At 72.0% G+C, this 23,014-nt stretch carries 17 protein-coding genes and 3 tRNA genes; 11 read left to right on the forward strand and 9 right to left on the reverse strand.

The window, feature by feature from the left end; all coding sequences use genetic code 11:
* Positions 1 to 72: 72 nt before the first annotated feature.
* On the reverse strand, positions 73 to 2,259 hold the full coding sequence (locus tag OOK38_RS20370) for a molybdopterin oxidoreductase family protein (protein ID WP_266758472.1): 2,187 nt from the start codon (positions 2,257 to 2,259) through the stop codon (positions 73 to 75).
* A gap of 212 nt (positions 2,260 to 2,471) precedes the next feature.
* Positions 2,472 to 3,185: a vancomycin high temperature exclusion protein gene (locus OOK38_RS20375; RefSeq protein ID WP_266758470.1), complete on the reverse strand. Its 714-nt coding sequence runs from the start codon at positions 3,183 to 3,185 to the stop codon at positions 2,472 to 2,474.
* Between the two features lie 329 nt (positions 3,186 to 3,514).
* Here OOK38_RS20375 and OOK38_RS20380 point away from each other — a divergent pair, with 329 nt between their 5' ends.
* The 5 genes from OOK38_RS20380 (at position 3,515) to OOK38_RS20400 (ending at position 10,918) form a co-directional block, all read left to right on the forward strand.
* Positions 3,515 to 4,435, forward strand: coding sequence for a sirohydrochlorin chelatase (locus OOK38_RS20380; protein ID WP_266848644.1), 921 nt, complete (start codon positions 3,515 to 3,517; stop codon positions 4,433 to 4,435).
* An 83-nt stretch (positions 4,436 to 4,518) separates the two neighbouring features.
* A complete protein-coding gene (locus OOK38_RS20385; protein ID WP_266758466.1) occupies positions 4,519 to 5,922 on the forward strand; it encodes a deoxyguanosinetriphosphate triphosphohydrolase in 1,404 nt (467 codons plus the stop codon).
* A gap of 93 nt (positions 5,923 to 6,015) precedes the next feature.
* Positions 6,016 to 7,281 carry an NAD(P)/FAD-dependent oxidoreductase gene (locus OOK38_RS20390; protein WP_266758464.1) on the forward strand — a complete coding sequence of 422 codons (1,266 nt, stop codon included), beginning with the start codon at positions 6,016 to 6,018 and terminating at the stop codon, positions 7,279 to 7,281.
* Positions 7,282 to 7,405: 124 nt separating this feature from the next.
* Positions 7,406 to 9,310: a DNA primase gene (gene dnaG / locus OOK38_RS20395; RefSeq protein WP_266848646.1), complete on the forward strand. Its 1,905-nt coding sequence runs from the start codon at positions 7,406 to 7,408 to the stop codon at positions 9,308 to 9,310.
* A 315-nt stretch (positions 9,311 to 9,625) separates the two neighbouring features.
* Positions 9,626 to 10,918, forward strand: a complete 1,293-nt coding sequence (locus OOK38_RS20400) for an RNA polymerase sigma factor (protein ID WP_266848648.1) — start codon at positions 9,626 to 9,628, stop codon at positions 10,916 to 10,918.
* Between the two features lie 195 nt (positions 10,919 to 11,113).
* Here the strand turns inward: OOK38_RS20400 and OOK38_RS20405 are convergent, their stop codons facing one another.
* The 4 genes from OOK38_RS20405 to OOK38_RS20420 form a co-directional block, all read right to left on the reverse strand.
* Positions 11,114 to 13,042 carry an ABC transporter ATP-binding protein gene (locus tag OOK38_RS20405; protein ID WP_266758458.1) on the reverse strand — a complete coding sequence of 643 codons (1,929 nt, stop codon included), beginning with the start codon at positions 13,040 to 13,042 and terminating at the stop codon, positions 11,114 to 11,116.
* Positions 13,042 to 14,775, reverse strand: a complete 1,734-nt coding sequence (locus OOK38_RS20410; protein ID WP_266758456.1) for an ABC transporter ATP-binding protein — start codon at positions 14,773 to 14,775, stop codon at positions 13,042 to 13,044. Before OOK38_RS20410 ends, OOK38_RS20405 begins: the two co-directional genes overlap by 1 nt.
* 164 nt (positions 14,776 to 14,939) lie before the next feature.
* The gene (locus OOK38_RS20415; RefSeq protein ID WP_266758454.1) at positions 14,940 to 16,394 is read right to left on the reverse strand and encodes an FGGY family carbohydrate kinase; all 1,455 of its coding nucleotides are present in this window, start codon (positions 16,392 to 16,394) and stop codon (positions 14,940 to 14,942) included.
* Between the two features lie 74 nt (positions 16,395 to 16,468).
* Entirely contained in the window at positions 16,469 to 16,774 is a 306-nt protein-coding gene (locus tag OOK38_RS20420; RefSeq protein ID WP_266758452.1) for a YtxH domain-containing protein, read from the reverse strand.
* Between the two features lie 144 nt (positions 16,775 to 16,918).
* Here OOK38_RS20420 and OOK38_RS20425 point away from each other — a divergent pair.
* The 4 genes from OOK38_RS20425 (at position 16,919) to OOK38_RS20440 (ending at position 18,319) form a co-directional block, all read left to right on the forward strand.
* A tRNA-Asn gene (locus OOK38_RS20425) sits at positions 16,919 to 16,991 on the forward strand.
* 5 nt (positions 16,992 to 16,996) lie between these two features.
* Positions 16,997 to 17,069 (forward strand) — tRNA-Asn (locus OOK38_RS20430).
* 166 nt (positions 17,070 to 17,235) lie between these two features.
* Positions 17,236 to 17,309, forward strand: a tRNA-Ile gene (locus OOK38_RS20435).
* 689 nt (positions 17,310 to 17,998) lie between these two features.
* A complete protein-coding gene (locus tag OOK38_RS20440; protein WP_266758450.1) occupies positions 17,999 to 18,319 on the forward strand; it encodes a hypothetical protein in 321 nt (106 codons plus the stop codon).
* Positions 18,320 to 18,453: 134 nt separating this feature from the next.
* Here OOK38_RS20440 and OOK38_RS20445 read toward each other — a convergent pair whose 3' ends face one another.
* Together OOK38_RS20445 and OOK38_RS20450 are read right to left on the reverse strand one after the other, a co-directional pair.
* Positions 18,454 to 18,891 (reverse strand): hypothetical protein, encoded by a 438-nt coding sequence (locus tag OOK38_RS20445; protein WP_266758448.1) that lies wholly within the window; start codon positions 18,889 to 18,891, stop codon positions 18,454 to 18,456.
* 512 nt (positions 18,892 to 19,403) lie between these two features.
* Positions 19,404 to 19,616 carry a hypothetical protein gene (locus OOK38_RS20450; RefSeq protein ID WP_266848650.1) on the reverse strand — a complete coding sequence of 71 codons (213 nt, stop codon included), beginning with the start codon at positions 19,614 to 19,616 and terminating at the stop codon, positions 19,404 to 19,406.
* Positions 19,617 to 20,005: 389 nt separating this feature from the next.
* On the opposite strand from OOK38_RS20450, the gene OOK38_RS20455 reads away from it, so the two are divergent.
* Both OOK38_RS20455 and OOK38_RS20460 read left to right on the forward strand, forming a co-directional pair.
* On the forward strand, positions 20,006 to 20,284 hold the full coding sequence (locus OOK38_RS20455) for a hypothetical protein (protein ID WP_266758444.1): 279 nt from the start codon (positions 20,006 to 20,008) through the stop codon (positions 20,282 to 20,284).
* A 107-nt stretch (positions 20,285 to 20,391) separates the two neighbouring features.
* On the forward strand, positions 20,392 to 21,213 hold the full coding sequence (locus OOK38_RS20460; protein WP_266758443.1) for a SigB/SigF/SigG family RNA polymerase sigma factor: 822 nt from the start codon (positions 20,392 to 20,394) through the stop codon (positions 21,211 to 21,213).
* Between the two features lie 47 nt (positions 21,214 to 21,260).
* Here OOK38_RS20460 and OOK38_RS20465 read toward each other — a convergent pair whose 3' ends face one another.
* Positions 21,261 to 22,850, reverse strand: coding sequence for a GMC family oxidoreductase (locus OOK38_RS20465; protein ID WP_266758441.1), 1,590 nt, complete (start codon positions 22,848 to 22,850; stop codon positions 21,261 to 21,263).
* Between the last annotated feature and the right edge of the window lie 164 nt (positions 22,851 to 23,014).

Consider the following 23,014-nt stretch of genomic DNA (forward strand, 5'->3'; position numbering starts at 1 on the left):
ACGACCGCTTCTCCCGAGGCCCGCGCACCCCGCACCACGGCGCGGCGCCCGGCCGACGCGGCACCGCCGCCGTCACTCCTCGTGCGCCGCCTCCACCCGCACCGCGCACGCCTTGAACTCCGGCATCCGGGAGATCGGGTCGAGGGCGGGGTTGGTCAGCGTGTTGGCGCGGCCCTCGCCCGGCCAGTGGAAGGGCATGAACACGGTGTCCGGGCGGATGGCGGTGGTGATCCGGGCCGGTGCGACGGCCCGGCCGCGCCGCGACACCACGGTCACGGCGTCCCCGTCCGCCGCGCCGAGCCGTTCGGCCAGCCGCGGGTGCATCTCCACGAACGGGCCGGGCGCCGCGGCGTTCAGCTCGTCGACGCGCCGCGTCTGCGCCCCCGACTGGTACTGAGCGACCACGCGCCCGGTGGTCAGCAGCACTGGGTACTCGTCGTCCGGCTCCTCGGCGACGGGCCGGTGCGACACGGGCACGAACCGGGCCCGGCCGTCCTCGGTGGCGAACCGGTCGAGGAAGAGGCGGGGCGTGCCCGGGTGGTGTGCCTCGCCGGTCCCGGCCGGCACCGGGCCGTCCGGGACCACGGCGGGGAGGCCGTCCTCGGTACCGGTGTCCGGCGCCGGGCCCGCCTCCGTGCCCGCCTCCGGGGCCGGGGGTGCCGGGCAGGGCCAGAACACCCCGTTCTCCTCCGCCAGCCGGCGATAGGTGATCCCCGAGTAGTCCGCGGGCCCGCCCGCGCTCGCCCGGCGCAGTTCCTCGAAGACCTCCTCGGGGTCGCTGGGAAACCCCTTCTCCACGCCGAGCCGGGCGGCGAGTTCGTGCAGGACCTCGAGGTCGCTGCGGACCCCCTCGGGAGCGCTGAGGGCCTGCCGGCGCAGCAGCACGCGGCCCTCCAGGTTCGTCGTCGTGCCCGTCTCCTCGGCCCACTGGGTGACCGGCAGCACGACGTCCGCGAGGGCGGCGGTCTCGGAGAGGACGACATCGGCGACCGCGAGGAAGTCCAGCGACTTCAGGCGTTCCTCGATGTGCGCGGCGTGCGGCGCGGACACCACCGGGTTCGACCCCATCAGCAGCAGCGAGCGGATGTCCGTCCCCATCGCGTCGAGGAGTTCGTACGCGCTGCGCCCCGGACCGGGCAGCGTGTCGGGGTCGATGCCCCATACCTCGGCCACATGCCGTCGCGCCGCCGGGTCCGTGAGCTTGCGGTAGCCGGGCAACTGGTCGGCCTTCTGGCCGTGTTCGCGCCCGCCCTGCCCGTTGCCCTGCCCGGTGAGACAGCCGTAGCCGGACCGTGGCCGGCCCGAACGCCCGGTGGCCAGGCACAGGTTGATCCAGGCACCCACGGTGTCGGTGCCCTTGGACTGCTGCTCGGGTCCGCGCGCGGTGAGGACCATCGCGTCCTCGGGCTCGCAGAACATCCGCACGGCTGCGCGGAGTTCGGGAACGGACACCCCCGTGATCCGTTCCACGTACTCCGGCCAGTGCGCCATCGCCGCGGCCCGGGCCTCTTCCCAGCCGCTCGTACGGGCCCGGATGAACTCCTCGTCCGTACGCCCCTCGGCGACCACCAGATGGAGCATCCCCAGCGCGAGCGCCAGATCCGTCCCCGGGCGCGGCGCGAGATGCAGGTCCGCCTGCTCGGCCGTGCGGGTGCGGCGCGGGTCGATCACGATGAGCCTGCCGCCGTTCTCCTTCAGCTCTGTGACGAAGCGCAGCGCGGGCGGCATCGTCTCGGCGAGGTTGGAGCCGACGAGGATCACACAGCCGGTCCGCGGGATGTCCTCCAGGGGAAAGGGCAGTCCCCGGTCGAGACCGAAGGCCCTGACGCCGGCCGCCGCCGCGGACGACATGCAGAAGCGGCCGTTGTAGTCGATCTGCGAGGTGCGCAGGACGACGCGGGCGAACTTCCCCAGGGCGTACGCCTTCTCGTTCGTCAGTCCGCCGCCGCCGAACACCCCGCACGCGTCCGGGCCGTGCTCCGTACGGGTGCGGGCCAGCCCCTCGGCGATCCTGGCCAGCGCCTCGTCCCAGCTCGCGGGCTCCAGGACGCCCGCGGTGCGGACGAGCGGCGAGGTGAGCCGCACCCGGGACGACAGCAGCGCCGGCGCCGTGCGCCCCTTGCCGCACAGAGCGCCCCGGTTCACCGGGAAGTCCGCGCGCTCGGTCACCTCGACGCCTCCGCCGGGCGAGGACGTCAGGTTCATCCCGCACTGCAGGGCGCAGTACGGGCAGTGGGTGGGCGTCACGGAGGCGTTCATGGCGCCCAGCGTGCGGTGGCCGTGTTACGCGCCGGAGAGGCACGCGTTACACGGCCGGGGCGGAGACCTCCCGGCCGGGCCGGACCCGCGGTGAGGTCGCCCCGCGCCGCGCGGACGCCCTGACGTGGTGGATCACCTGGTTCGCGGCCGGCCAGTGCCCGGAGCCCGGAGCCCGGAGTCCGGAGCCCGCCCGCGGGTGACGCGCGTCGTCTCTAGCGCGTCGCCGCCAGAGCGCGGGTCACGCCCGGCTCCTTCGGCCCGAGGAAACGCGGATCCGGCTCGAACACCGCGTCCAGCGCGGCCTTGCCCGCCGCGAAGATCTCCCGCGTGCCGCCGTAGTACCAGGTGGCGTCGTGCTTGGCGTCGACGCCGATGCCGTACGAGCGGACACCGGCGGCCTGGCACAGGGCCAGGGCACGGCGGATGTGGAAGCCCTGGCTGATCAGGACGGCCTCGTGGACACCGAAGATCTTGCGGGCACGGACACAGGAGTCCCAGGTGTCGAAGCCGGCGTAGTCGCTGACGATCCGCCGGCCGGGCACCCCGCGCGCGGTGAGATAGGCGCGCATCGCGTCGGGTTCGTCGTAGTCCTCGCGGCTGTTGTCACCCGTGACGAGGACGACCTCGATCCGGCCGGCCCGGTACAGCTTCGCGGCCGCGTCCAGACGGTGGGCCAGATACGGGGACGGCTCGCCGTCCCACAGACCCGCGCCGAAGACGATCGCGACCTCGGTGCGCGGGGCGTCCGCCGTCGTCCGCAGCCGGTCGCCCGTCACCGCGTACATCCACGTCGCCGGGAGCAGCGCCAGCACGCACAGGACCATCAGAGCCTGTACGGCCCGCCGTTGCCCCTTGCGCGTACGCGGCAGGCGGAGCAGACGCGGTCTGCGAAAGCTCGGGCGCTTCGGGCGCGGCAGGCGCGGCATGATCGATGTCCCCCAGGTGTGGTCTCTCGCGGCGGTGCGCGACCGGTGCGGGCGTCGGCGCTCCCGCCGTTCCCGTCCGGCGCCGGCAGCGTATTCCGGTACGTCTCCCGCCTCCGTCCGCGGGCCGGCCTTCGCGTTCCCCTTCGACACATGAGGACGCGTCGTAAGGCCGTTCGGTTCACCCGGGGGCGCCGATCCGGATCGCCCGGCGGGAGAGAGCCGCAGGTGGGAGGCGCTCACAGAGCACCGCTGCCGTACGGTGAACCGCCGGAAAACACCCGTCATACCGGCGCAACGGCCCGGCAACCTCCTGCCGTCAGGATCGCCCCATGACGGCGTCGAACCTCGCTCGCGACGAGTCCTCCCACCGCCCCGGCGGCCCGCCGCCGCGCGGTGCCCACCTCGAAGACCCCCTCGACAGTACGGCGCAACTCATGAACCGGATCACCAGCCAGCTCGGCAGCCAGCTCAGCCTCGTCTCGCTCAACGGCACCCGCCGTCCGGCGCCACCCGCGCTGGTCCTGGTCGCCCACGGCAGCCGTGACCCGCGCGCGCTCGCCACCGTGCGCACCCTGATCGAACGCGTCCGCGAACTGCGCCCCCAGCTGCCCGTGCGCCTCGGCCACATCGAACTGAACGAGCCCCTGCTGCGCGACACGCTCACCTCCCTGGCGGGCCTGCAGGACGCCGTCCTCGTACCGCTGCTGCTCGGCCGCGGCTACCACGTCCGGCGCGACATCCCCGAGACCGCGGCCGCCGTCCCCGGCTTGCGCACCCGCGTCGCCGCCCCGCTCGGCCCGCACCCGCTGCTCGTGGAAACCCTCCGCGCGCGCCTCGTCGAGGCCGGCTGGCGGACCAGGATGAGCGACTCGGCCCGCCGGGCGAGCGCCGTCGTGCTCGCGTCCGCCGGTTCCCGCTCCCCGGAATCGGCCGCCGACACCCGCCGCACGGCCCAGCTGCTCGCCGAGCGCCTCGGCGTGCCGGTCGTCCCCGCGTACGCCTCCGCCGCCACGCCGACCGTTCCCGCCGCGGTGCGCGCCCTCGCCGCCCGCGGCCGCCACCGCATCGCCGTCGCCTCGTACTTCACCGCTCCCGGCCGCTTCGCCACGCAGTGCGCCGAGGAGGCGCCCTGGATCTGCGCCGAACCGCTGGGCGACCACCCGGCGATGGCCCGCCTGGTCCTGCACCGCTACGACCAGGCCGTCGCGGCCCCCGAGCCCGCCCCGGAGCGCGCCCTGATCCCGGCCTGAACCCGGCGGTCGCCCCCTCGCCCGGCACCGCACCGCCGGCGACCGCGTCCCGATTGTCACTGCCTGCGTCTACTGTCGGTGCCATGGAAGGCATGGCACCGAAGACCGAAGACACCGCACCGCAGACCCACGAGAACCACACGGCTCACGACGAGTACGACGTGTCGGCCGTCGAGCGCTGGGCCGTCGAGCCCGACAAACGCCCCGGCCGCACCGCCTTCCAGCGCGACCGCGCGCGTGTGCTGCACTCCGCCGCCCTGCGCCGCCTCGCGGGCAAGACCCAGGTCGTCACTCCCGGCACCCTTCCCCAGGTGCTCGGCGCCGCCGGAATCCAGGTGTGGGACGCCAGTCCGCGGACGCGGCTGACCCACTCCCTGGAGTGCGCCCAGGTGGGCCGGGAACTCGGCGCCGCCCTCGGCTGCGACCCGGACCTGGTCGAGGCGGCCTGCCTCTCGCACGACCTCGGCCACCCGCCCTTCGGACACAACGGCGAACAGGCGCTCAACGAATTCGCGGAAGACTGCGGCGGATTCGAGGGCAACGCCCAGTCGCTGCGCCTGCTCACCCGGATCGAGCCCAAGCGCTTCGTGCGCAGCCACATGGTGACATCGGCCTCCGCCGCGGCGGGTGACGACCTCGTCAGCGTCGGCCTCAACCTCACCCGCGCCGCCCTCGACGCCGCCACCAAGTACCCCTGGCCGAGAGGCGCCCGTCCCAACGACCCGAAGTCGCCGAAATTCGGGGTCTACGAAGACGACCGGCCGGTCTTCGACTGGGTCCGCAAGGGCGCCCCCGGCACCCGGACGTGCTTCGAGGCCCAGGTCATGGACTGGTCCGACGACGTCGCCTACTCGGTGCACGACGTCGAGGACGGCCTGCACGCCGGCCATATCGACACCGGCCTGCTGCACGCCGAGGCGGAACGCCGGGAGATCTTCGCGGTCGCCATCGGGCGGTACGTGCCCGACGACACCGATCCGGCCGAGCTCTCCGAGGCCCTCGACCGGCTCCTCGACCAGGAATGGTGGCCGCACGGGTACGACGGAACGGCCGTCGCGCAGGCCCGCCTGAAGGACGCCACCAGCCAGCTCATCGGCCGCTTCTGCCTGGCCGCTGAGGGCGCCACCCGCGCGAGGTACGGCACCGGGCGCCTCACCCGGTACGCGGCGGAGCTGGTCGTCCCGCGAGCCGCCCGGCACGAGTGCGCCGTCCTCAAGGCGGTCGCCGACCGGTACGTCATGCAGCGCGCCGAGCAGGAGCGGCTCCGCGCCGACCAGCGGATCATCGTCGCCGAGCTCGCCGAAGCGCTCACCGCGCGCGCCCCCGAGGTACTCGATCCGCAGTTCCGGGCGCTGTTCGACCACGCGGCCGACGACCGCGCCCGCAAGCGCGTGATCGTCGACCAGATCGCATCCCTCACGGATGCCTCGGCGCGTTCCCTGCACCTCAGGCTCACCACGCGTTCCCATGGGAGCGGAGAAGTGTGACCCTGCGTGGCCTGATCGGGCCACTCCCCCTTCCCGCATCACGCTCCGTGCGGGACGCTCGCATATGGCGACATCCTTACGAGGAGGCATCAAGTGGTCGACGCGGATCAGACATTCGTCATCGTCGGAGGAGGCCTGGCAGGCGCCAAGGCGGCCGAGACGCTCCGAGCGGAGGGCTTCACCGGCCGCGTGATACTGATCTGCGACGAGCGCGACCACCCCTATGAACGCCCTCCGCTGTCCAAGGGCTACCTCCTCGGCAAGGAGGAGCGTGACAGCGTCTTCGTGCACGAACCCGCGTGGTACGCGCAGAACGACATCGAGCTGCACCTCGGCCAGACCGTCGACGCGATCGACCGCACGGCCAAGACGGTCCGCTTCGGCGACGACGGCACCCTCGTCCACTACGACAAGCTGCTCATCGTGACCGGAGCCGAGCCGCGCCGCCTCGACATCCCGGGCACCGGCCTCGCCGGAGTCCACCACCTGCGCCGCCTCGCCCACGCCGAGCGGCTCAAGGGCGTCCTCGCGGCGCTCGGCCGGGACAACGGCCACATCGTGATCGCCGGCGCCGGCTGGATCGGCCTGGAGGTCGCCGCCGCGGCCCGCGAGTACGGCGCCGAGGTCACCGTCGTCGAACCCGAGCCGACCCCGCTGCACAGCGTGCTCGGCCCCGAGCTGGGCGAGCTCTTCGCCGAGCTGCACCGCGAGCACGGCGTCCGCTTCCACTTCGGCGCCCGGCTCACCGAGATCGTCGGCCAGGACGGCATGGTGCTGGCCGCCCGCACCGACGACGGTGAGGAGCACCCCGCCCACGACGTGCTCGCGGCCATCGGAGCCGCCCCGCGCACCGGCCTCGCCGAGGCCGCCGGCCTGACACTGGCCGACCGCGCGCACGGCGGCGGCATCGCGGTCGACGACCGGCTGCGGACCTCCGACCCGGACGTGTACGCCGCCGGAGACGTCGCCTCCTTCCACCACAGCCTCTTCGACACGCGGCTGCGCGTCGAGCACTGGGCCAACGCCCTGAACGGCGGACCGGCCGCCGCCCGCTCGATGCTGGACCGCGGGACGACGTACGACCGCGTGCCCTACTTCTTCTCCGACCAGTACGACGTGGGTCTCGAGTACTCGGGCTGGGCGCCCCCGGGGACGTACGACCAGGTGGTGATCCGCGGCGACGCGGGCAAGCGGGAGTTCATCGCCTTCTGGGTGAAGGAGGGCAGGCTGCTGGCCGGGATGAACGTGAATGTGTGGGACGTCACGGAGCCGATCCAGCAGCTGATCCGGTCCCGGGCCCAGGTGGACACCGACGCGCTCGCCGACCCGCATGTTCCCCTGGAGAGCCTGGCCCCGTGACCGACGGCGGCACCCGGCTCCCGCACCGTCCCCGTGCCGGGATTCCCGGGGCCCGCCCCCGGACCCCGGCCGGGGTGCGTTCACCTGCCCCGGGAGTGTCGGTGCGGCCCCGTAGACTCACCTCGTGGCAGGCAGGATCAATGACGAGGACGTGAAGGCTGTTCGGGACGCGGTCCCGATCGACGCCGTGGTGTCCGAGTACCTCCAGCTGCGCAACGCGGGCGGCGGAAACCTCAAGGGTCTCTGCCCCTTCCACGACGAGAAGTCTCCGTCCTTCCAGGTCAGCCCCAGCAAGGGGCTCTTCCACTGCTTCGGCTGCCAGGAAGGCGGCGACACCATCACGTTCGTGATGAAGGTCGACCACCTCACCTTCTCCGAGTCGGTCGAGCGCCTCGCGGCCCAGGCCGGCATCACCCTGCGCTACGAGGAGGGCGGGTACAACCCCGCCCACCAGCGCGGCGAGCGCATCCGCCTGGTCGAGGCGCACAAGGCCGCCGCCCAGTTCTACATCGAGCAGCTCGGCACCAGCCCCGAGGCCGACGCGGGCCGCTCGTTCCTCGCCGAGCGCGGCTTCGACCAGGCCGCCGCCGCCCACTTCGGTGTCGGCTACAGCCCCCAGGGCTGGGACCACCTCACCCGCCATCTGCGCGGCAAGGGCTTCACCGACAAGGAACTCGTCCTCTCCGGTCTCTCCCAGGAGGGCCGCCGCGGTCCCATCGACCGTTTCCGCGGCCGTCTCATGTGGCCGATCCGCGACATCGGCGGCGAGGTCGTCGGCTTCGGCGCCCGCAAGCTGTACGAGTCCGACAACGGACCGAAGTACCTGAACACGCCCGACACCGCGATCTACCGGAAGTCCCAGGTCCTGTACGGCATCGACCTCGCCAAGAAGGACATCGCCAAGAGCAGCCGGGCGGTCGTCGTCGAGGGCTACACGGACGTCATGGCCTGCCACCTGGCCGGTATCACCACCGCCATCGCGACCTGCGGCACGGCGTTCGGCGGCGACCACATCAAGATCCTCCGTCGGCTGCTCATGGACAACGGCTCGGCACGGGTGATCTTCACCTTCGACGGCGACTCGGCCGGCCAGAAGGCCGCCCTGCGTGCCTTCGAGGACGACCAGAAGTTCGCCGCCGAGACGTACATCGCCATCGCGCCCGACGGCATGGACCCCTGCGAGCTGCGCCTCGCCAAGGGCGACGAAGCGGTCGCCGACCTGGTCGAACCCCGCACCCCCCTCTTCGAGTTCGCGCTGCGCCAGATCGTCCTGCGCTACGACCTGGAGACCCCGGCGGGACGCGCGGCCGCCCTCGACGAGGCCGCCCCGGTCGTCGCCCGCATCAAGAACAGCGGCGCGCAGCACGAGGTCGCCGTACAGCTGGCCGGCATGCTCGGCATCCTCGACACCCAGTTCGTCGTCAAGAGGGTGGCCCAGCTGGCCCGTTGGGCCCGCGACCGAGGCGGCATGGGGCCCGCGCCGGCCGGCGGCCGCCCCCAGCAGACCTACTCCGCGGTCCAGGCGCCCACCGGCGGCGGCCCGGCCCTCACCCTGCGCAACCCCGTCTTCGCCACCGAGCGCGAGCTGCTCAAACTCGCCCTCCAGCGGCCGGAGTTGGTCGCCCCGGCGTTCGACGCCTACGGCATGGACGAGTTCACCGCCCCGCCCTATGCGGCCGTGCGCCAGGCGGTCATGGACGCCGGCGGCACCGAGTACGGCGTCCAGGACCCCCAGGAGTTTCTGATCCGGGTCCGCGACGCCGCCCCGGACGACGCGGTGCGCGCGATGGTCACCGAGCTGGCCGTCGAGGCGATCCTGCGCAAGACCGTCGACGAGACCTACGCGGGCGACCAGCTCGTCGCGGTCCGCCGCCGCGCCGTCGACCGCCGCATCCGGGACGTCCAGGGCTCCCTGTCCCGCCTCAGCGCGGGGGGCGACCCGGCCCAGCTGGCCGCCGTACAGAACGAGTTGTGGGTGCTCCAGCAGTACGGTCAGGCACTCCGCGAGCGGGGCGCCGAAGCCCTCTGAGGCCGGGCCGGCGGAGCGTGGAGGACGGCTCGGCGCCGGATCCGCGGGGGTTGCGAGGGCGTCCCGGGGGCGGACCCGCAGGGGCTCGAGGGGTGTTCCGGGGGCGGACCCGAGGGAATGCCGGGGCGCGACGGGCGGTCGGAGCGGTCGGCCGGGCTCTGCGCACATGCCAATCCGGTACGCGCTTCTCCTGGTTTCGTCTTCGCTGAGCTGCGCACTCGTCCAGGACGGTAACCACGCGGTCACGGACCGGACGCAAAAAGTCACCGCACGCCCCTCGTGGCGGCGATGTGTCGTACTCCACACTGGGTTCCGGTGCCTGAGTCCTCGGAGCGCGGTCGACCCGCACGCGACGGGTTCCCGATCCCCGCGGTTCCGCAAAACGACTACGGGATGGACAGCGGCGAGGCCGTCGACCCCATCCCCGACGTACCGCTGCCGCACGCCTCAGCAGCGACATTCCTGGAGGTCGCCCCCGTGCAGACCCAGACCCTCGCCCAGACCGACAACACCATCGACACGGACGCGGATACCGACGTCGTCGCGGGGGTCCCCCCGCAGCGCCGCGCCGCGCACCACCCCGAGGCCGAGCAGGCGGGCCCGCCCGAGGCTCCCGGGGCAGAGGTGGAAGTGGAGACCGAGGCCGAGGCCCCCGAACCCGTCGAACCGCCCCGAGGCCGCGCGGCCGACACCGGGGGCCCCTCGTCCGACCTGTTCCGCCAGTATCTGCGGGAGATCGGGCGGATTCCGCTGCTCACGGCGGCCGAGGAGGTCGATCTCGCCCGCCGTGTCGAGGCCGGGCTCTTCGCCGAGGAGAAGCTCCGGCTCGCCCCCGACCTGGACAGCCAGCTCGCCCTGGACCTGGACAAGATCGTCGTCATGGGACGGATGGCCAAGCGCCGGCTCATCGAGGCGAACCTGCGGCTGGTCGTCTCCGTGGCCAAGCGCTACGTGGGGCGCGGGCTGACCATGCTCGACCTGGTCCAGGAGGGCAATCTCGGCCTGATCAGGGCCGTCGAGAAGTTCGACTACGCCCGCGGCTACAAGTTCTCCACGTACGCCACCTGGTGGATCCGGCAGGCCATGTCGCGCGCCCTCGCCGACCAGGCGCGCACGATCCGCGTCCCCGTGCACGTGGTCGAGCTGATCAACCGGGTGGTCCGGGTGCAGCGGCGGATGCTCCAGGAGCGCGGCTACGAACCCAGTCCGGAAGAGGTCGCCGCGCATCTCGACCTGACCGGCGAGCGGGTGAGCGAGGTCCTGCGGCTGGCCCAGGAGCCGGTCTCCCTCCACGCCCCCGTGGGGGAGGAGGACGACGTGGCCCTCGGGGACCTCATCGAGGACGGCGACGCCACGTCTCCGGTGGAGTCCGCGGCGTTCCTGCTGCTCAGGCAGCATCTGGAGGCGGTGCTGTCCACGCTCGGCGAGCGGGAGCGCAAGGTCGTCCAGCTGCGGTACGGGCTGGCGGACGGTCGTCCGCGGACCCTGGAGGAGATCGGCCGCATCTTCGGCGTCACGCGTGAGCGCATCCGCCAGATCGAGTCCAAGACCCTGAACAAGCTCAGGGATCACGCTTTTGCCGACCAGCTCCGGGGTTATCTGGACTGAGGCGGCTCCCCGGGGCAACGGTTTTCTTCGCCGCCTCCGCGCCTGCCCTCCCCCAAGGTCTCGGCTTCGCTCGACCAGGGGGGACTCCCATCGCATCGGGGGCGCTGCCCCCGGACCCCCGCTCCTCGAACGCCGGAGGGGCTGATTTCTCGCCGGACGGGTGAATTCCAGCGGGGGTCCAGGGGAGGCGGGTGCCTAGTCGACCTCGGCGACCGCCTGGGCGAACTGGGCCTGGTACAGGCGGGCGTAGGCTCCGCCGGACGCCAGCAGCTCCGCGTGCGCGCCCTGCTCCACGATGGACCCGTCCTCCATCACGAGGATGGTGTCCGCGTCCCGGATCGTCGACAGACGGTGGGCGATCACGAACGAGGTCCGGCCGTGCGCCAGCTTCGCCATCGCCTTCTGGATCAGCACCTCGGTGCGGGTGTCGACGGAGCTGGTCGCCTCGTCGAGCACCAGGATCACCGGGTCCGACAGGAACGCCCGGGCGATGGTGATCAGCTGCTTCTCGCCCGCGCTGACCCCGGCCCCCTCGTCGTCGATCACCGTGTCGTAGCCGTCGGGCAGCGTACGGATGAAGCGGTCGGCGTGCGCCGCGCGCGCCGCCTCCTCGATCTCCCCGCGGGTGACGTCCCGCGAGGCCCCGTACGCGATGTTGTCGGCGATCGTGCCACCGAACAGCCAGGTGTCCTGCAGCACCATCCCTATCCCGGCCCTCAGTTCGTCCCGGGACATGGACGCCACATCGACCCCGTCGAGGGTGATCCGGCCGCCCGTGACGTCGTAGAACCGCATGAGCAGGTTCACCAGGGTCGTCTTGCCGGCGCCGGTCGGGCCGACGATGGCCACCGTGTGGCCCGGCTCCACCTTCAGCGAGAGGTCCTCGATGAGCGGCTTCTCCGCGTCGTACCGGAAGGACACGTGCTCCAGCGCCACGCGCCCGCGCAGCTCGCCGGGACGGGCCGACACCGTCGGGTCCGCCTCCTGCTCGTCCGCGTCGAGGACCTCGAAGACCCGCTCCGCGGACGCGACACCCGACTGCACAAGGTTCGCCATCGACGCGACCTGCGTCAGTGGCATCGAGAACTGGCGGGAGTACTGGATGAACGCCTGCACATCACCGATCGACAGCGAGCCGGAAGCCACGCGCAGACCGCCGACCACCGCCACGAGCACGTAGTTCAGGTTCGACACGAACATCATCAGCGGCTGCATGACACCGCTGTTGAACTGCGCCTTGAACCCGGCCTCGTACAGCTTCTCGTTCTGCTCGGCGAACTGCGCCGCCGACTCGTCGGCCCGCCCGAACACCTTCACCAGGTTGTGGCCGGTGTACATCTCCTCGATGTGGGCGTTGAGCTTGCCGGTGGTGCGCCACTGCTGCACGAAGTGCGGCTGCGAGCGCTTGCCGATCCGGGTGGCGACGACGAACGACAGCGGCACCGTGACCAGCGCGACGAGCGCGAGCAGCGGTGACACCCAGAACATCATGGCGAGCACGCCCACGATGGTCAGCAGCGAGTTGACGAGCTGGCCCATCGACTGCTGGAGGGTCTGCTGGATGTTGTCCATGTCGTTCGTGGCACGGCTGAGGACCTCACCGCGCTGCCGCTTGTCGAAGTACGACAGCGGCAGCCGTGACAGCTTCGCCTGAAGGTCCTCGCGCATGCGGTAGACGGTCTTGTTGACGGCCCGGTTCACCAGGCGCGTCGCCACCGCCATCAGCAGGCCGGCCAGCAGGAACGTGCCGAGCGCGATCAGCAGGACGTTCCCGACGGCGTTGAAGTCGATGCCCTCGCCGGGGGTGAAGTCCGTCCCCGAGAGCATGTCGGCCACGCCGCCCTGGCCGTGCTCGCGCAGCGAGTCGAGAGCCTGGGCCTTGGTGTCGCCGGCCGGCATCTGGCGTCCGACGATCCCCGCGAAGACCAGGTCCGTGGCCCTGCCCAGGATCTTCGGGCCGACCACCGAGAGCCCCACGCTCAGGACGACGGCGACCAGCATCACGTACAGCGTGGCGCGCTCGGGCTTGAACTGGGTGAGCAGTCGTCTGCCCGACCCCTTGAAATCCATCGAGCGCTGATCGGGGCCGCCCCCGGCCATCATCCGCCCCATCGGCCCGGCCATCAGGCGGCCTCCGCTTCCGTCAGCTGGGAGAGCACGATCTCCCGGTAGGTCTCGTTGTCCGCCATCAGTTCGTGGTGCCGTCCGCTGCCCACGACCCGGCCCTCGTCGAGGACCACGATCCGGTCGGCCTCCCGGATGGTCGACACCCGCTGGGCCACGATCACCACGGTCGCCTCGGAGGTCTCCGCGGACAGCGCCGCGCGCAGCGCCGCGTCCGTCGCGTAGTCGAGGGCCGAGAAGGAGTCGTCGAAGAGGTAGATCTCGGGGCGCTGCACGAGGGTGCGGGCGATGGCCAGACGCTGCCGCTGGCCGCCGGACACATTCGTCCCGCCCTGCGCGATCGGTGAGTCCAGCCCGTTCTCCAGCCGCTCCACGAAGCCCTTGGCCTGCGCCACCTCCAGCGCGTGCCACAGCTCTTCGTCGGTCGCCTCCGGGTTGCCGTACCGCAGGTTGGTGGCGACCGTCCCCGCGAACAGGTACGGCTTCTGCGGGACCAGTCCGACCGTCCTGGCCAGCAGCTTCGGCTCGATGGTCGCCACGTCCACGCCGTCGACGAGCACCTGGCCGTCGGTGGCGTCGAACAGGCGGGGGATCATGCCGAGCAGCGTCGACTTGCCGCTGCCCGTCGACCCGATGACCGCGGTCACCTCGCCGGGGCGCGCCACGAGGTCGACGGACTTCAGGACCGGCTCCTCGGCGCCCGGGTAGCGGAAGCCGGCCGCGCGGATCTCCAGGTGGCCGTGACGGCGCAGCTCCAGGACGGGCGCGACCGGCGGGACCACGCTGCTCTCGGTGGCCAGGACCTCCTGGATGCGCTCGGCACAGACCTCCGCGCGCGGCACCATCATGAACATGAAGGTGGCCATCATCACGGACATCACGATCTGCATCAGGTAGGCGAGGAACGCGGTCAGATCGCCGATCTGCATGCCGCCGCTGTCGATGCGGTGGGCGCCGAACCAGACCACCGCGATGGACGACAGGTTCACCACCGTCATGACGATCGGGAACATCAGGGCCAGCATCCGGCCGGTGGCCAGCGACGTCTCGGTGAGGTCGGTGTTGGCGCCCTTGAAGCGCTCCTTCTCGTAGCCGTCGCGCACGAACGCGCGGATCACCCGGTTGCCGGTGATCTGCTCGCGCAGCACCCGGTTCACGGTGTCCAGGCGCACCTGCATGGTGCGGAACAGCGGGCGCAGCCTGCGCACGATGAGCGTCACGCAGATGCCGAGGGTCGGCACCACGGCGACGAGCACCGCGGACAGCGGCACGTCCAGGCCGAGGGCCAGGACGATGCCGCCCACGCACATGATCGGCGCCGACACCAGCAGGGTGAACGTCATCAGCGCCAGCATCTGCACCTGCTGGACGTCATTGGTGGTGCGGGTGATGAGCGACGGAGCGCCGAAGTGGCCCATCTCACGTGCCGAGAAGGACTGGACGCGGTCGAAGACGGCCGCCCGGATGTCCCGGCCGACCGCGGAGGCGGTGCGGGCGCCGTAGAAGACGGCGCCGATGTTGCAGACGACCTGGGCCAGCGAGATGACGATCATCAGGGCGCCGAAGGACAGGATGTAACCCGTGTCCCCCTTCACGACACCGTTGTCGATGATGTGCGCGTTCAGCGTGGGCAGGTAGAGCGTGGCGCAGGTCTGCAGGAACTGCAGCAGCACCAGCAGGGCGATGGGTTTCTTGTACGGACTGAGGTGGGTCCGCAGGAGTCGTATGAGCACGCGGGGTCTCTCGGAGTTGTCGGCGGTGGGGTGATCGGCGGGCGATGCGTGATGCACCACCCCCTATCGTCGGACACTCCACCCGCGTTACCTCAACCGATTAACCCAAGTGCGGTCCAAAAACGGACCATGCCTCCGTCTTCGGACGTACGCCGGTGGAGGGGCTACGCCCGGAACGCCCCAGGATGCGTCTGTTCCCGTACGGACACGTACTGCTGTCGTACGGCCTGCCCCACGGCGAGCTCCTCACCGGGCTCCAGCACCTGGGCGACCGGCCCCTGCCATGCGGGCGGTGTCCGCGGGTCGAGGGTGCCCTGCGACACGCCGAGGGCCCAGGCGGCCTGACGGGCCGCGCCGAGCGCCGCGTAGTCCGCGGGCTGCGGCACGACGACCTGCGCGCCGAACAGCGCGGGCGCCACGGCCTGGACGGCGGGCAGCTCGGCGGCCTGGCCGAGAAGGAAGATCCGGCGTACGTCGACACCCCGCCCGCGCAGCACGTCCAGCGCGTCCGCGAGCCCGCACAGCATGCCCTCGAAGGCCGCCCGTGCCAGATGCTCGGGCCGCATCGACTCCCGGCGCAGTCCGGCCAGCGTCCCCGCCGTGTGCGGCAGGTTCGGGGTGCGCTCGCCCTCCAGGTACGGCAGCAGGACCAGGCCGTGGGAGCCCGGCGTCGACTTCATCGCCAGGTCGGACAGTGCCTCCAGGTCGGACACGCCGACGAGTTCGGCGGCCCCGCGCAGGGCCCGTACGGCATTGAGCGTGGTGACGACCGGAAGATGCATGCCGGTCGCGTCCGCCAGGGAGGTGATCATGCCGGTGGAGTCCACCAGCGCCTCGGGATGGACGGCCATCACGGAACCGGAGGCGCCCAGCGACACCACCGCGTCGCCGAGCCCGATGCCGAGCCCGAACGCCGCCGCCATGGTCTCGCCGGTCCCGGCGGATATCAGCAGCCCCTCGGGCGTGGTCCCCGCGGCGTCGGACGGGCCGAGCACCTCGGGCAGCCCGGCCTGGTGGCCGAGCGCGAGCTCGATGAGATCCGGCCGGTAGCCGCCGGTCGCCGCCGACCAGTACCCGGTCCCCGAGGCGCCGCCCCGGTCCGTGGTCCTGCGCACGGGCCGCCCGAGAAGCTGCCACACCAGCCAGTCGTGGGCCTGCAGCAGCATGCTGGTGCGTCTCGCGGCCTCGGGCTCGGTCTTGCTCAGCCAGCGCAGCTTGGTGACGGGCTGGGCGGCCTGCGGGACACTGCCCACCGCCTGCGCCCATGCCTCGCGCCCGCCGAGCGCGTCGATCAGATCGGCCGCCGCGACCTGCGCCCGCTTGTCACCGCCGACCATCGCCGGGCGCACGGTGTTGCCCTGCGCGTCCAGCGGCACGAGCCCGTTCTGCTGCGCGGACACACCGATGGCCTGGACGCCTTCGAGCAGCCCGCCACCGGCGGCCTCGCCCAGGGACAGCAGCCAGGCCTGCGGGTCCACGTCCGAAGGACGGCCGCCACCCTCGGCTCCGTCGACCGGATGTGGCGCATACCCCTGCCTCAGCACGGCACCCGTGTCCGAGTCACAGACAACGATACGAGTGAAATCGGGCGAACTGTCCAACCCGGCGACTATCCCCATGGCGGAAATTCTGCCGTACGACGAGGGGTGGCGGCGCCGGGCGGGCACACAGGACCCGGCGCCGCCAAGGATCCCTAGGTATTACTGGTGCCCCAGTCGTCCTCGCCGGTGCCGCCCGCGTTCCGCTCCCGCAGCGAGCGCACCCGGTCGGTGACCGAGTCGGGGACGCGGTCACCCACCTTCTCGCTCACGGTGTGCAGCGCCTTGCCGGCGATCTCGCGGCCCTGCTGGGCGGCGGTCTCCGCGGTGTTGCGCACCGCGGGGTTCTGCGTGACCTGACGAGCGGACTTCTTCAGCTGTTCGTAGCGCTCGCGCCCGGCCCGCGTGCCGAGCACGTAACCCAGGGCCAGTCCGGCGACGAACGTGAGCCGGTAGCGCATGACGGCCACCCTTCCCTTGCGTCGGCATCGGTGCGGAGGGAACCGATTGGCGGAGCACCCCCCTGCTTGCGCTAATGTATGTGTCGCAGCAAGCGCACGCCCCCTGGCGAATACCCAGGTAGGTGCGTTCGATGCAAAGATCGATCCCCTGTAGCTCAATTGGCAGAGCAGCCGACTGTTAATCGGCAGGTTACTGGTTCGAGTCCAGTCGGGGGAGCTCGATCTCCTGTAGCTCAATTGGCAGAGCAGCCGGCTGTTAACCGGCAGGTTACTGGTTCGAGTCCAGTCGGGAGAGCAACGGAAGAGGACCCCTCAGGGGTCCTTTTTCATGTCCGCGGGAACCGCTCGGGGCATGCCGAAGTCCCCGTGGTCGGGCGATGCCGACCATCCGAAGCAGGAGATCGTATGAGCGGCTATGCTGCGGCAGACGGCGCGCACAAATGTGCGCGGCGCGCCGTAACGGGGCGGTAGCTCAGCCGGTTAGAGCAGCGGACTCATAATCCGTCGGCCGTGGGTTCGAGTCCCACCCGCCCCACTACGCGCTACGCGGGAAGAAGCGATCTGACCAGCAACTTCGCTGGAGGGTCGGGCGAGTTGAGGGGCCCGGTGGCCCTGGGCGGTCAGGTTCTCGTGATCCTGAGGCCGAGATCGAGGCCGCGGACCTCCCTCGAATCGGACATGTCGTGTTGTCGCCGGACCGGGCGTGGCCGTCATGCGTGTCGCGAATCCCTCTGCGGCCAGGTGGCACAGGACGTTCCCGTGGGGCGGTCGCGGAGTGTCCCGACGCTCCTGACCCTGGCCATGCTCCAGCAGTACACCGAAGACTGACGACCCGGAGAATCCGGGGCCGGGGCCGAACGGTCGCCGGGGTGCGCCCTCTCGGCGAGGAGCTCCGTCAAGTCCCGGGTCGGATCCCTCCCGCGGCCGGGGAGCCGACGCGCGACGCGAGGATGCCCACGGACGCGGAGCTCGTTCGGACCGTCGGCGGAGTAGGCTCGGTGTTACCGAGGGTATTTCGTGCACGGCTCCCATGTCCGTGTCACTTTCGGCGATTTCACCACACCGGGCCGGTTCCGGTCGGTCCGGAGCCGGGTTCGTGTCATGAGTGCCTTCGCCTTCCCCACGCCGATCCCCGAAAGCACGCCCTCCTCCCCATCCCGTCGGACGCTTTCCTCTCCGTCCTGTCGGACGCCCTCCGCCGCCCTCTGCTCCTTGCGGACGGCCGTGCCCGATCCGCTGTGGGGTCGCATCCCCGGGGACCCGGCGAACCCTCCGTACCGGTCGGCCGTCCCCGGCGCGGGGCTCGTCGGCGCGCGGGTGCAGCCGACTCCCGTCTCGGCCCGCCTGCTGATGGCCGCCGGGAGGGACTGCCTGCGCACCGCGCACGTGGGCCGGCTGATGGTGGAGGCGGCGAGCCTGCGCACGGTGTCGGAGACCGACCGGGCCGTTCAGGCGGCCTGGGACTCCGAAGGGGACCACGAAGACCGGGATCCGGCTGCCCGCCCGCAGATCCCGGCCGTTTCCGGTCCGCCGACGGCGAGGTGAGGTCCGCGGAAACGCCGGTCCTGCGACTGTGGACGACAGCCCCCGACCGCACGGGGACGTCCGACGGCGTACGGCCGGTGTGATGTGCGCACCGGTCTCCCGCGGTGGCCGTCGTTGCCGCGGGGAGGGCGGTGTCACCGACGGGCGGGCGCCGCCATGTGTAGCAGCCGTTCGGTGATCTCCCGGTACTGCCTGAGCACGAGCCGCAGTTCCTCGGTCCGCGCATCGGTGGCCGGGTCCTGCCAGCCTGTGCGCAAGAAGCGTCGGCGTTCCGCGAGGGTGACGGTGAACAGGGTGGTGACCTCGTCGAGGACGGCGTCGGCCTTTTCCACCGCCGCGCGCGGGCTGTCGACGAAGGTGCCCAGGGCCTGCTGGAGGCGCTGGGCGAGCTTGTCCCGGTCGCCCCGCGGGACCAGTGCCGGGCAGCGTTCGCGATCGGGGCCGCCCGCGCCGGTGCCGGGCTCGCGCGGTGCGTGGGCGGGTTCGGCGCGGGGTGTCTGCGGAGCGCGCCGCATCGGGGGATCGGCAGCCCCGGGCCGGGGCTGCCGTGCGTGTTCGGCGTTGTGTGCCATCAGGTGCTGCTTCCCTTCGCGTGGCGTGGGTCCGTGCCCCCGGCGCGTGACTCCGGTCGTCGTGGGACGACGCGCCGGTCCGGGCGGGCGGCCGCTCGCCGGCCAACGCCTCGAAGAGGATTCGGACTTCGACGTGGCGCCTCCCGCATTTCCTCGGTGCCGCTCCGGTCGCGGGCTGTCGCGTGCAGGCCGCGGTGGTCCTGGACGTGGTGCGAGCGGCGGACGGAGAGGGCGGCGCTCCGGTCGTCGGACCGGTCCCCGTCGGGGAGGCCACGGTCCCCCGCCGGGCGCGTCGGCAGCGCGTCCGCCTCGACGAGGCCCGCCGAAGGGCCCGCACGGTGAAGCCGAACCCGAACTCCACCGGGATCAGCGGCAGGAGAAGCATCCGCGGATCATGGCCGGGTCTTCCGGATCGCGGGAACTGCCTGACATCCGCGGGTCCGGGCGAAGCGGGAAGGCGGCGTGCGTCGCCCGGTGAACCGGAGGGGCACGGCCCTTCGCCGCGCTGCCAGTCAATGCCGGACGACTTCCCTTGTCAACGCGGAGTCGACAGGGGGGAGTTCCGCGAGCCGGGCAGGGGCCGTCGGGGCGAACGGGGCCTCGGCGGGAGCGTTCACCGGATCGGCCGGCGGCGCCGGCAGGATGCGGTCCTCCCACCAGGAGAGGCTCATCACGGCGGCGAGCAGGACGAAGGGGGCCGAAGCCGGAACGATCAGCGCGTACATGTGTACCGCCTGTCGTGAAACGCGTGCGACGCGGCGGGCAGCGGAAAGGTGCCCGCACGGGGCGCATCGGTGCCGCGCCGGGATCGGGTGGCGACGGCGGGTGCGGGAACGGCCCGTCGGAGACGGGACGGGTTCCTTCACCGATGCGCGAGGTGCGCCCCCGAAGGAGCGCGCGAGGTGATCGACGCTGCCGGGGGCTCGGGCCGTACCGCGCACGTTAGCCCTCGCCGCGCTCCCCGGACAGACGCCAACTGGCCATCCGGTTGCGGCCTACTCCGCCGGAAGCCGCGGACATGCGTGCTGTCCCCGGCCACTTGGGAGGAGTACGTTGTTCTGACAGGCCCCGGCCCCCGGCAGTGACGCGTTGTTCTGCTCCGGGGAGGCCCGCCGTGTTCGTTCTGCTTCTCATCCTGATCGTGGTCCTGTTCGGCCTCGGCTTTCTCCATCCTCTGTGGTGGGTGGCCGCGGCCGTGTTGCTCTTCGGCGCCACCCGCCACGGCAGTGATCGCGGGGGAGGCTGGATCCGTCGCGACGGTTCCGATCTCAAGGGCTACCGGGACTACGAGCAGCGCCGGGACCGTCAGGACCGCTGGGACCGCCGCTACAGCCGTCAGAACCGGGCACGCTGGAAGCGCGAGGACCGCCGGGACCATGAACGCCGCGGGTGACCGTCTGACCGGTCTGTCATCCGGAGGTCCGGTGCGGCCGCAGCCACCGTGCTGCGGTCCGCCGGCTCCCACGGTGAGTGACACCACCGAAGAGGGAGACACGTGCCATGCCTGCCGAACGCGCCCAGAGCCCACGAAACGCGCGCCGCTACGACGACACGCCGGACACCGACGCGGCGTTCCGCCGCATCGCCGCGCTGCCGGACGGCCCGGAGAGGTCCGCGCTGCGCCAGGAGGTGGTGTGCGCCTGGATGCCGATGGCCGTACGGCTGGCCCAGCGCTTCCGCCATCGAGGCGAGACCTTCGAAGATCTCCGGCAGGTCGCCCAACTGGGCCTGGTCAAGGCGGTGTCCCGCTTCGACCCGGGTCTCGGCACGGCCTTTCCGAGTTTTGCCGTACCGACGATCCTCGGCGAGGTGAAGCGGCACTTCCGTGACGAACTCTGGGTCGTGCATGTGCCGCGGCGCGTACAGGAGTTGAGAGGCCGGGTCCGCGCCGCCGACCGTGAGCTGAGTTCGTCACTGGGCGGAGCGATACCCGCGGTCCACGACATCGCCGCACACACCGGGCTGACCGAGGCCGAGGTACGGCTCGGCCAAGGCGCGCTGGAGAGCTTCACCGCCTGGTCCATGGACGCCGTGCCCGGCCGCTCCGCGGACGGCCACCCGCTGACCGAGACCATCGGCGGCACGGAGCCCGGCTTCGACCGGATCGTCGATCGTGAAGCGCTCCGGCCTCTGCTGCGGGCCCTGCCCGAACGCGAACGGCAGATTCTGTACATGAGGTTCTTCTGCGAGATGACGCAGGCCCGCATCGGTCTGCAGCTCGGTGTCTCCCAGATGCACGTCTCCCGCCTGATCACCCGCACCTGTGCGCAGCTGCACGACCAGGTGATGGGCGGCGCCGGGGTTCCGGGGAGCGCGCCTTGACGGCGTCCTGAGCACAGGCCGTGGTGCTCAGGACGTTCCGTTCGGCCTCAGTCGGACGTGAGCAGATCCGCCGCCCGTTCCCCGATCACGACGGACGGGGCGTTGGTGTGCCCCCGGATGATCGTCGGCATGATCGAGGCGTCCGCCACCCGCAGGCCCCGTACCCCCCGTACCCGCAGCCGCGGGTCCACCACGGAGGCGTCGTCGCGGCCCATCCGGGCCGTTCCGACGGGGTGGTAGAGCGTGTGGGAGTGATCGGCCAGGGCGAGCGCGTCGCGCCGGTCCCGTGGCAGGTCCTCGGCCCCGGGCGGCATGAGGAAGCGGCCCGTGGACAGCCCGCGGTCGGAGAGCCGGCCGATGATCTCCTCGCAGACGCCGAGTCCGGCCAGCAGGGCCGCGCGGTCGGCGCCGTCCGGGTCCGTCAGATAGCGCGGGTCGATGACCGGCTTGGCGAAGGGGTCCGCCGAGGCCAGGGTGACCGAACCGGTGCTCTCGGGGCGCAGCAGGATCGCGCCCACGGTCAGCCCGTGCTCCGGCGCCTTGACGAGGCCCTCGCCGAGGAACGGCACCGGCGCGAAGATGATCTCGATGTCGGGCAGCTCGAGGCCGGGCCGGCTGCGGACGAATCCGTACGCCTCGCCGATGTTCGACGTGAGCATCCCCCGGCGGCGGGTCAGGTACTTCACCAGTTCGGAAGGCCGCTCGGCGGCGAACAGGGTCCGGTCGGCGGCGTCGACGGCGAGGCCGCTGATGAGATGGTCGGTGAGGTTGGCGCCGACCTGCGGGGCGTCCACGAGTACTTCGATGCCCCGCTCGCGCAGGTGCCCGGCGTCGCCGATGCCGGACAGCATGAGCAGCTGGGGCGTGTTGACCGCGCCCGCGCTCAGGACGACCTCGCGGCGGGCCAGCACCGTGCGCGTGACGCCCCCGGTGACGTACTCGACGCCGATCGCGCGGCGGTCCTCGAAGAGCACGCGGGTGGCTTGCGCGTCCGTGACGACCCGCAGGTTCGAGCGGCGGCGGGCCGGCTTGAGGTAGCCGTCCGCGGTGCTGCACCGCGCGCCGCGCCGCTGGCTCACCATGGTCTGGGAGAACCCGTCGGGCGTCGCGGTGTTGGCGGGTTCGACGGTGTGGCCGAGTGCCCGGACGGCGTCGAGGAAGGCGGCCGTGTGCGGGTTCGGGTCGCGCTGCGGCTCGACGCTCATGGGGCCGGTGCGGCCGTGGTCGGGGTCGGTGGCGCCGAGGACCCGCTCCGTGCGGCGGAAGTACGGCAGCAGGCCCTTCCACGACCAGTCGGCGCCGCAGAGGTCGCCCCACTCGTCGTAGTCGGCGGCGAACCCGCGCACCCACATCATGGCGTTCATCGAGGAGGAGCCGCCGAGCATCCGGCCCCTGGGCCAATAGACGGGGCGCCCGGAGAGTTCGGGCTGCGGGGCGGTCGAGTAGTCCCAGTCGAGCTCGGTCCTGAACAACTGGGAGAAGGCGGCGGGTATGTGCACGGCCGCCTTCCGGTCCCGGCCGCCGGCTTCGAGCAGGACGACCGAGGCCGACCCGCTCCCGGTCAGCCGGCCGGCGAGCGCCGCCCCGGCCGAGCCCGCTCCGACGACGACGTAGTCGGCGCTCTCCGGGGCGCTCACCGGGTCACCCCGGTCGTGTTCCGGTCCGTACGGCCGGGCGTGCCCGGCGCCGGCCGGGCGGTGAGGCCGGGGGAGGCGACGCCGGGACAGGTGACCCGCCTCGCCCTCCTGCGGGGCCCGAACGGTGGTGCGGCCTGTGGTGCGGTGTACGTCATGACGTCCTC

Source organism: Streptomyces sp. NBC_00568, from assembly GCF_026341855.1.
In the GTDB taxonomy this organism is placed as follows: domain Bacteria; phylum Actinomycetota; class Actinomycetes; order Streptomycetales; family Streptomycetaceae; genus Streptomyces.

Excerpts from the sequence above, each read along its gene's own strand:
- OOK38_RS20380 (WP_266848644.1), top strand. The coding sequence starts at position 3,515 with ATGACGGCGTCGAACCTCGCTCGCGACGAGTCCTCCCACCGCCCCGGC.
- OOK38_RS20420 (WP_266758452.1), bottom strand. The coding sequence starts at position 16,774 with ATGCGCTACCGGCTCACGTTCGTCGCCGGACTGGCCCTGGGTTACGTG.
- OOK38_RS20370 (WP_266758472.1), bottom strand. The coding sequence starts at position 2,259 with ATGAACGCCTCCGTGACGCCCACCCACTGCCCGTACTGCGCCCTGCAG.
- OOK38_RS20405 (WP_266758458.1), bottom strand. The coding sequence starts at position 13,042 with ATGGCCGGGCCGATGGGGCGGATGATGGCCGGGGGCGGCCCCGATCAG.
- OOK38_RS20460 (WP_266758443.1), top strand. The coding sequence starts at position 20,392 with ATGCCTGCCGAACGCGCCCAGAGCCCACGAAACGCGCGCCGCTACGAC.
- OOK38_RS20415 (WP_266758454.1), bottom strand. The coding sequence starts at position 16,394 with ATGGGGATAGTCGCCGGGTTGGACAGTTCGCCCGATTTCACTCGTATC.
- OOK38_RS20450 (WP_266848650.1), bottom strand. The coding sequence starts at position 19,616 with ATGTACGCGCTGATCGTTCCGGCTTCGGCCCCCTTCGTCCTGCTCGCC.
- OOK38_RS20385 (WP_266758466.1), top strand. The coding sequence starts at position 4,519 with ATGGAAGGCATGGCACCGAAGACCGAAGACACCGCACCGCAGACCCAC.
- OOK38_RS20445 (WP_266758448.1), bottom strand. The coding sequence starts at position 18,891 with ATGGCACACAACGCCGAACACGCACGGCAGCCCCGGCCCGGGGCTGCC.
- OOK38_RS20375 (WP_266758470.1), bottom strand. The coding sequence starts at position 3,185 with ATGCCGCGCCTGCCGCGCCCGAAGCGCCCGAGCTTTCGCAGACCGCGT.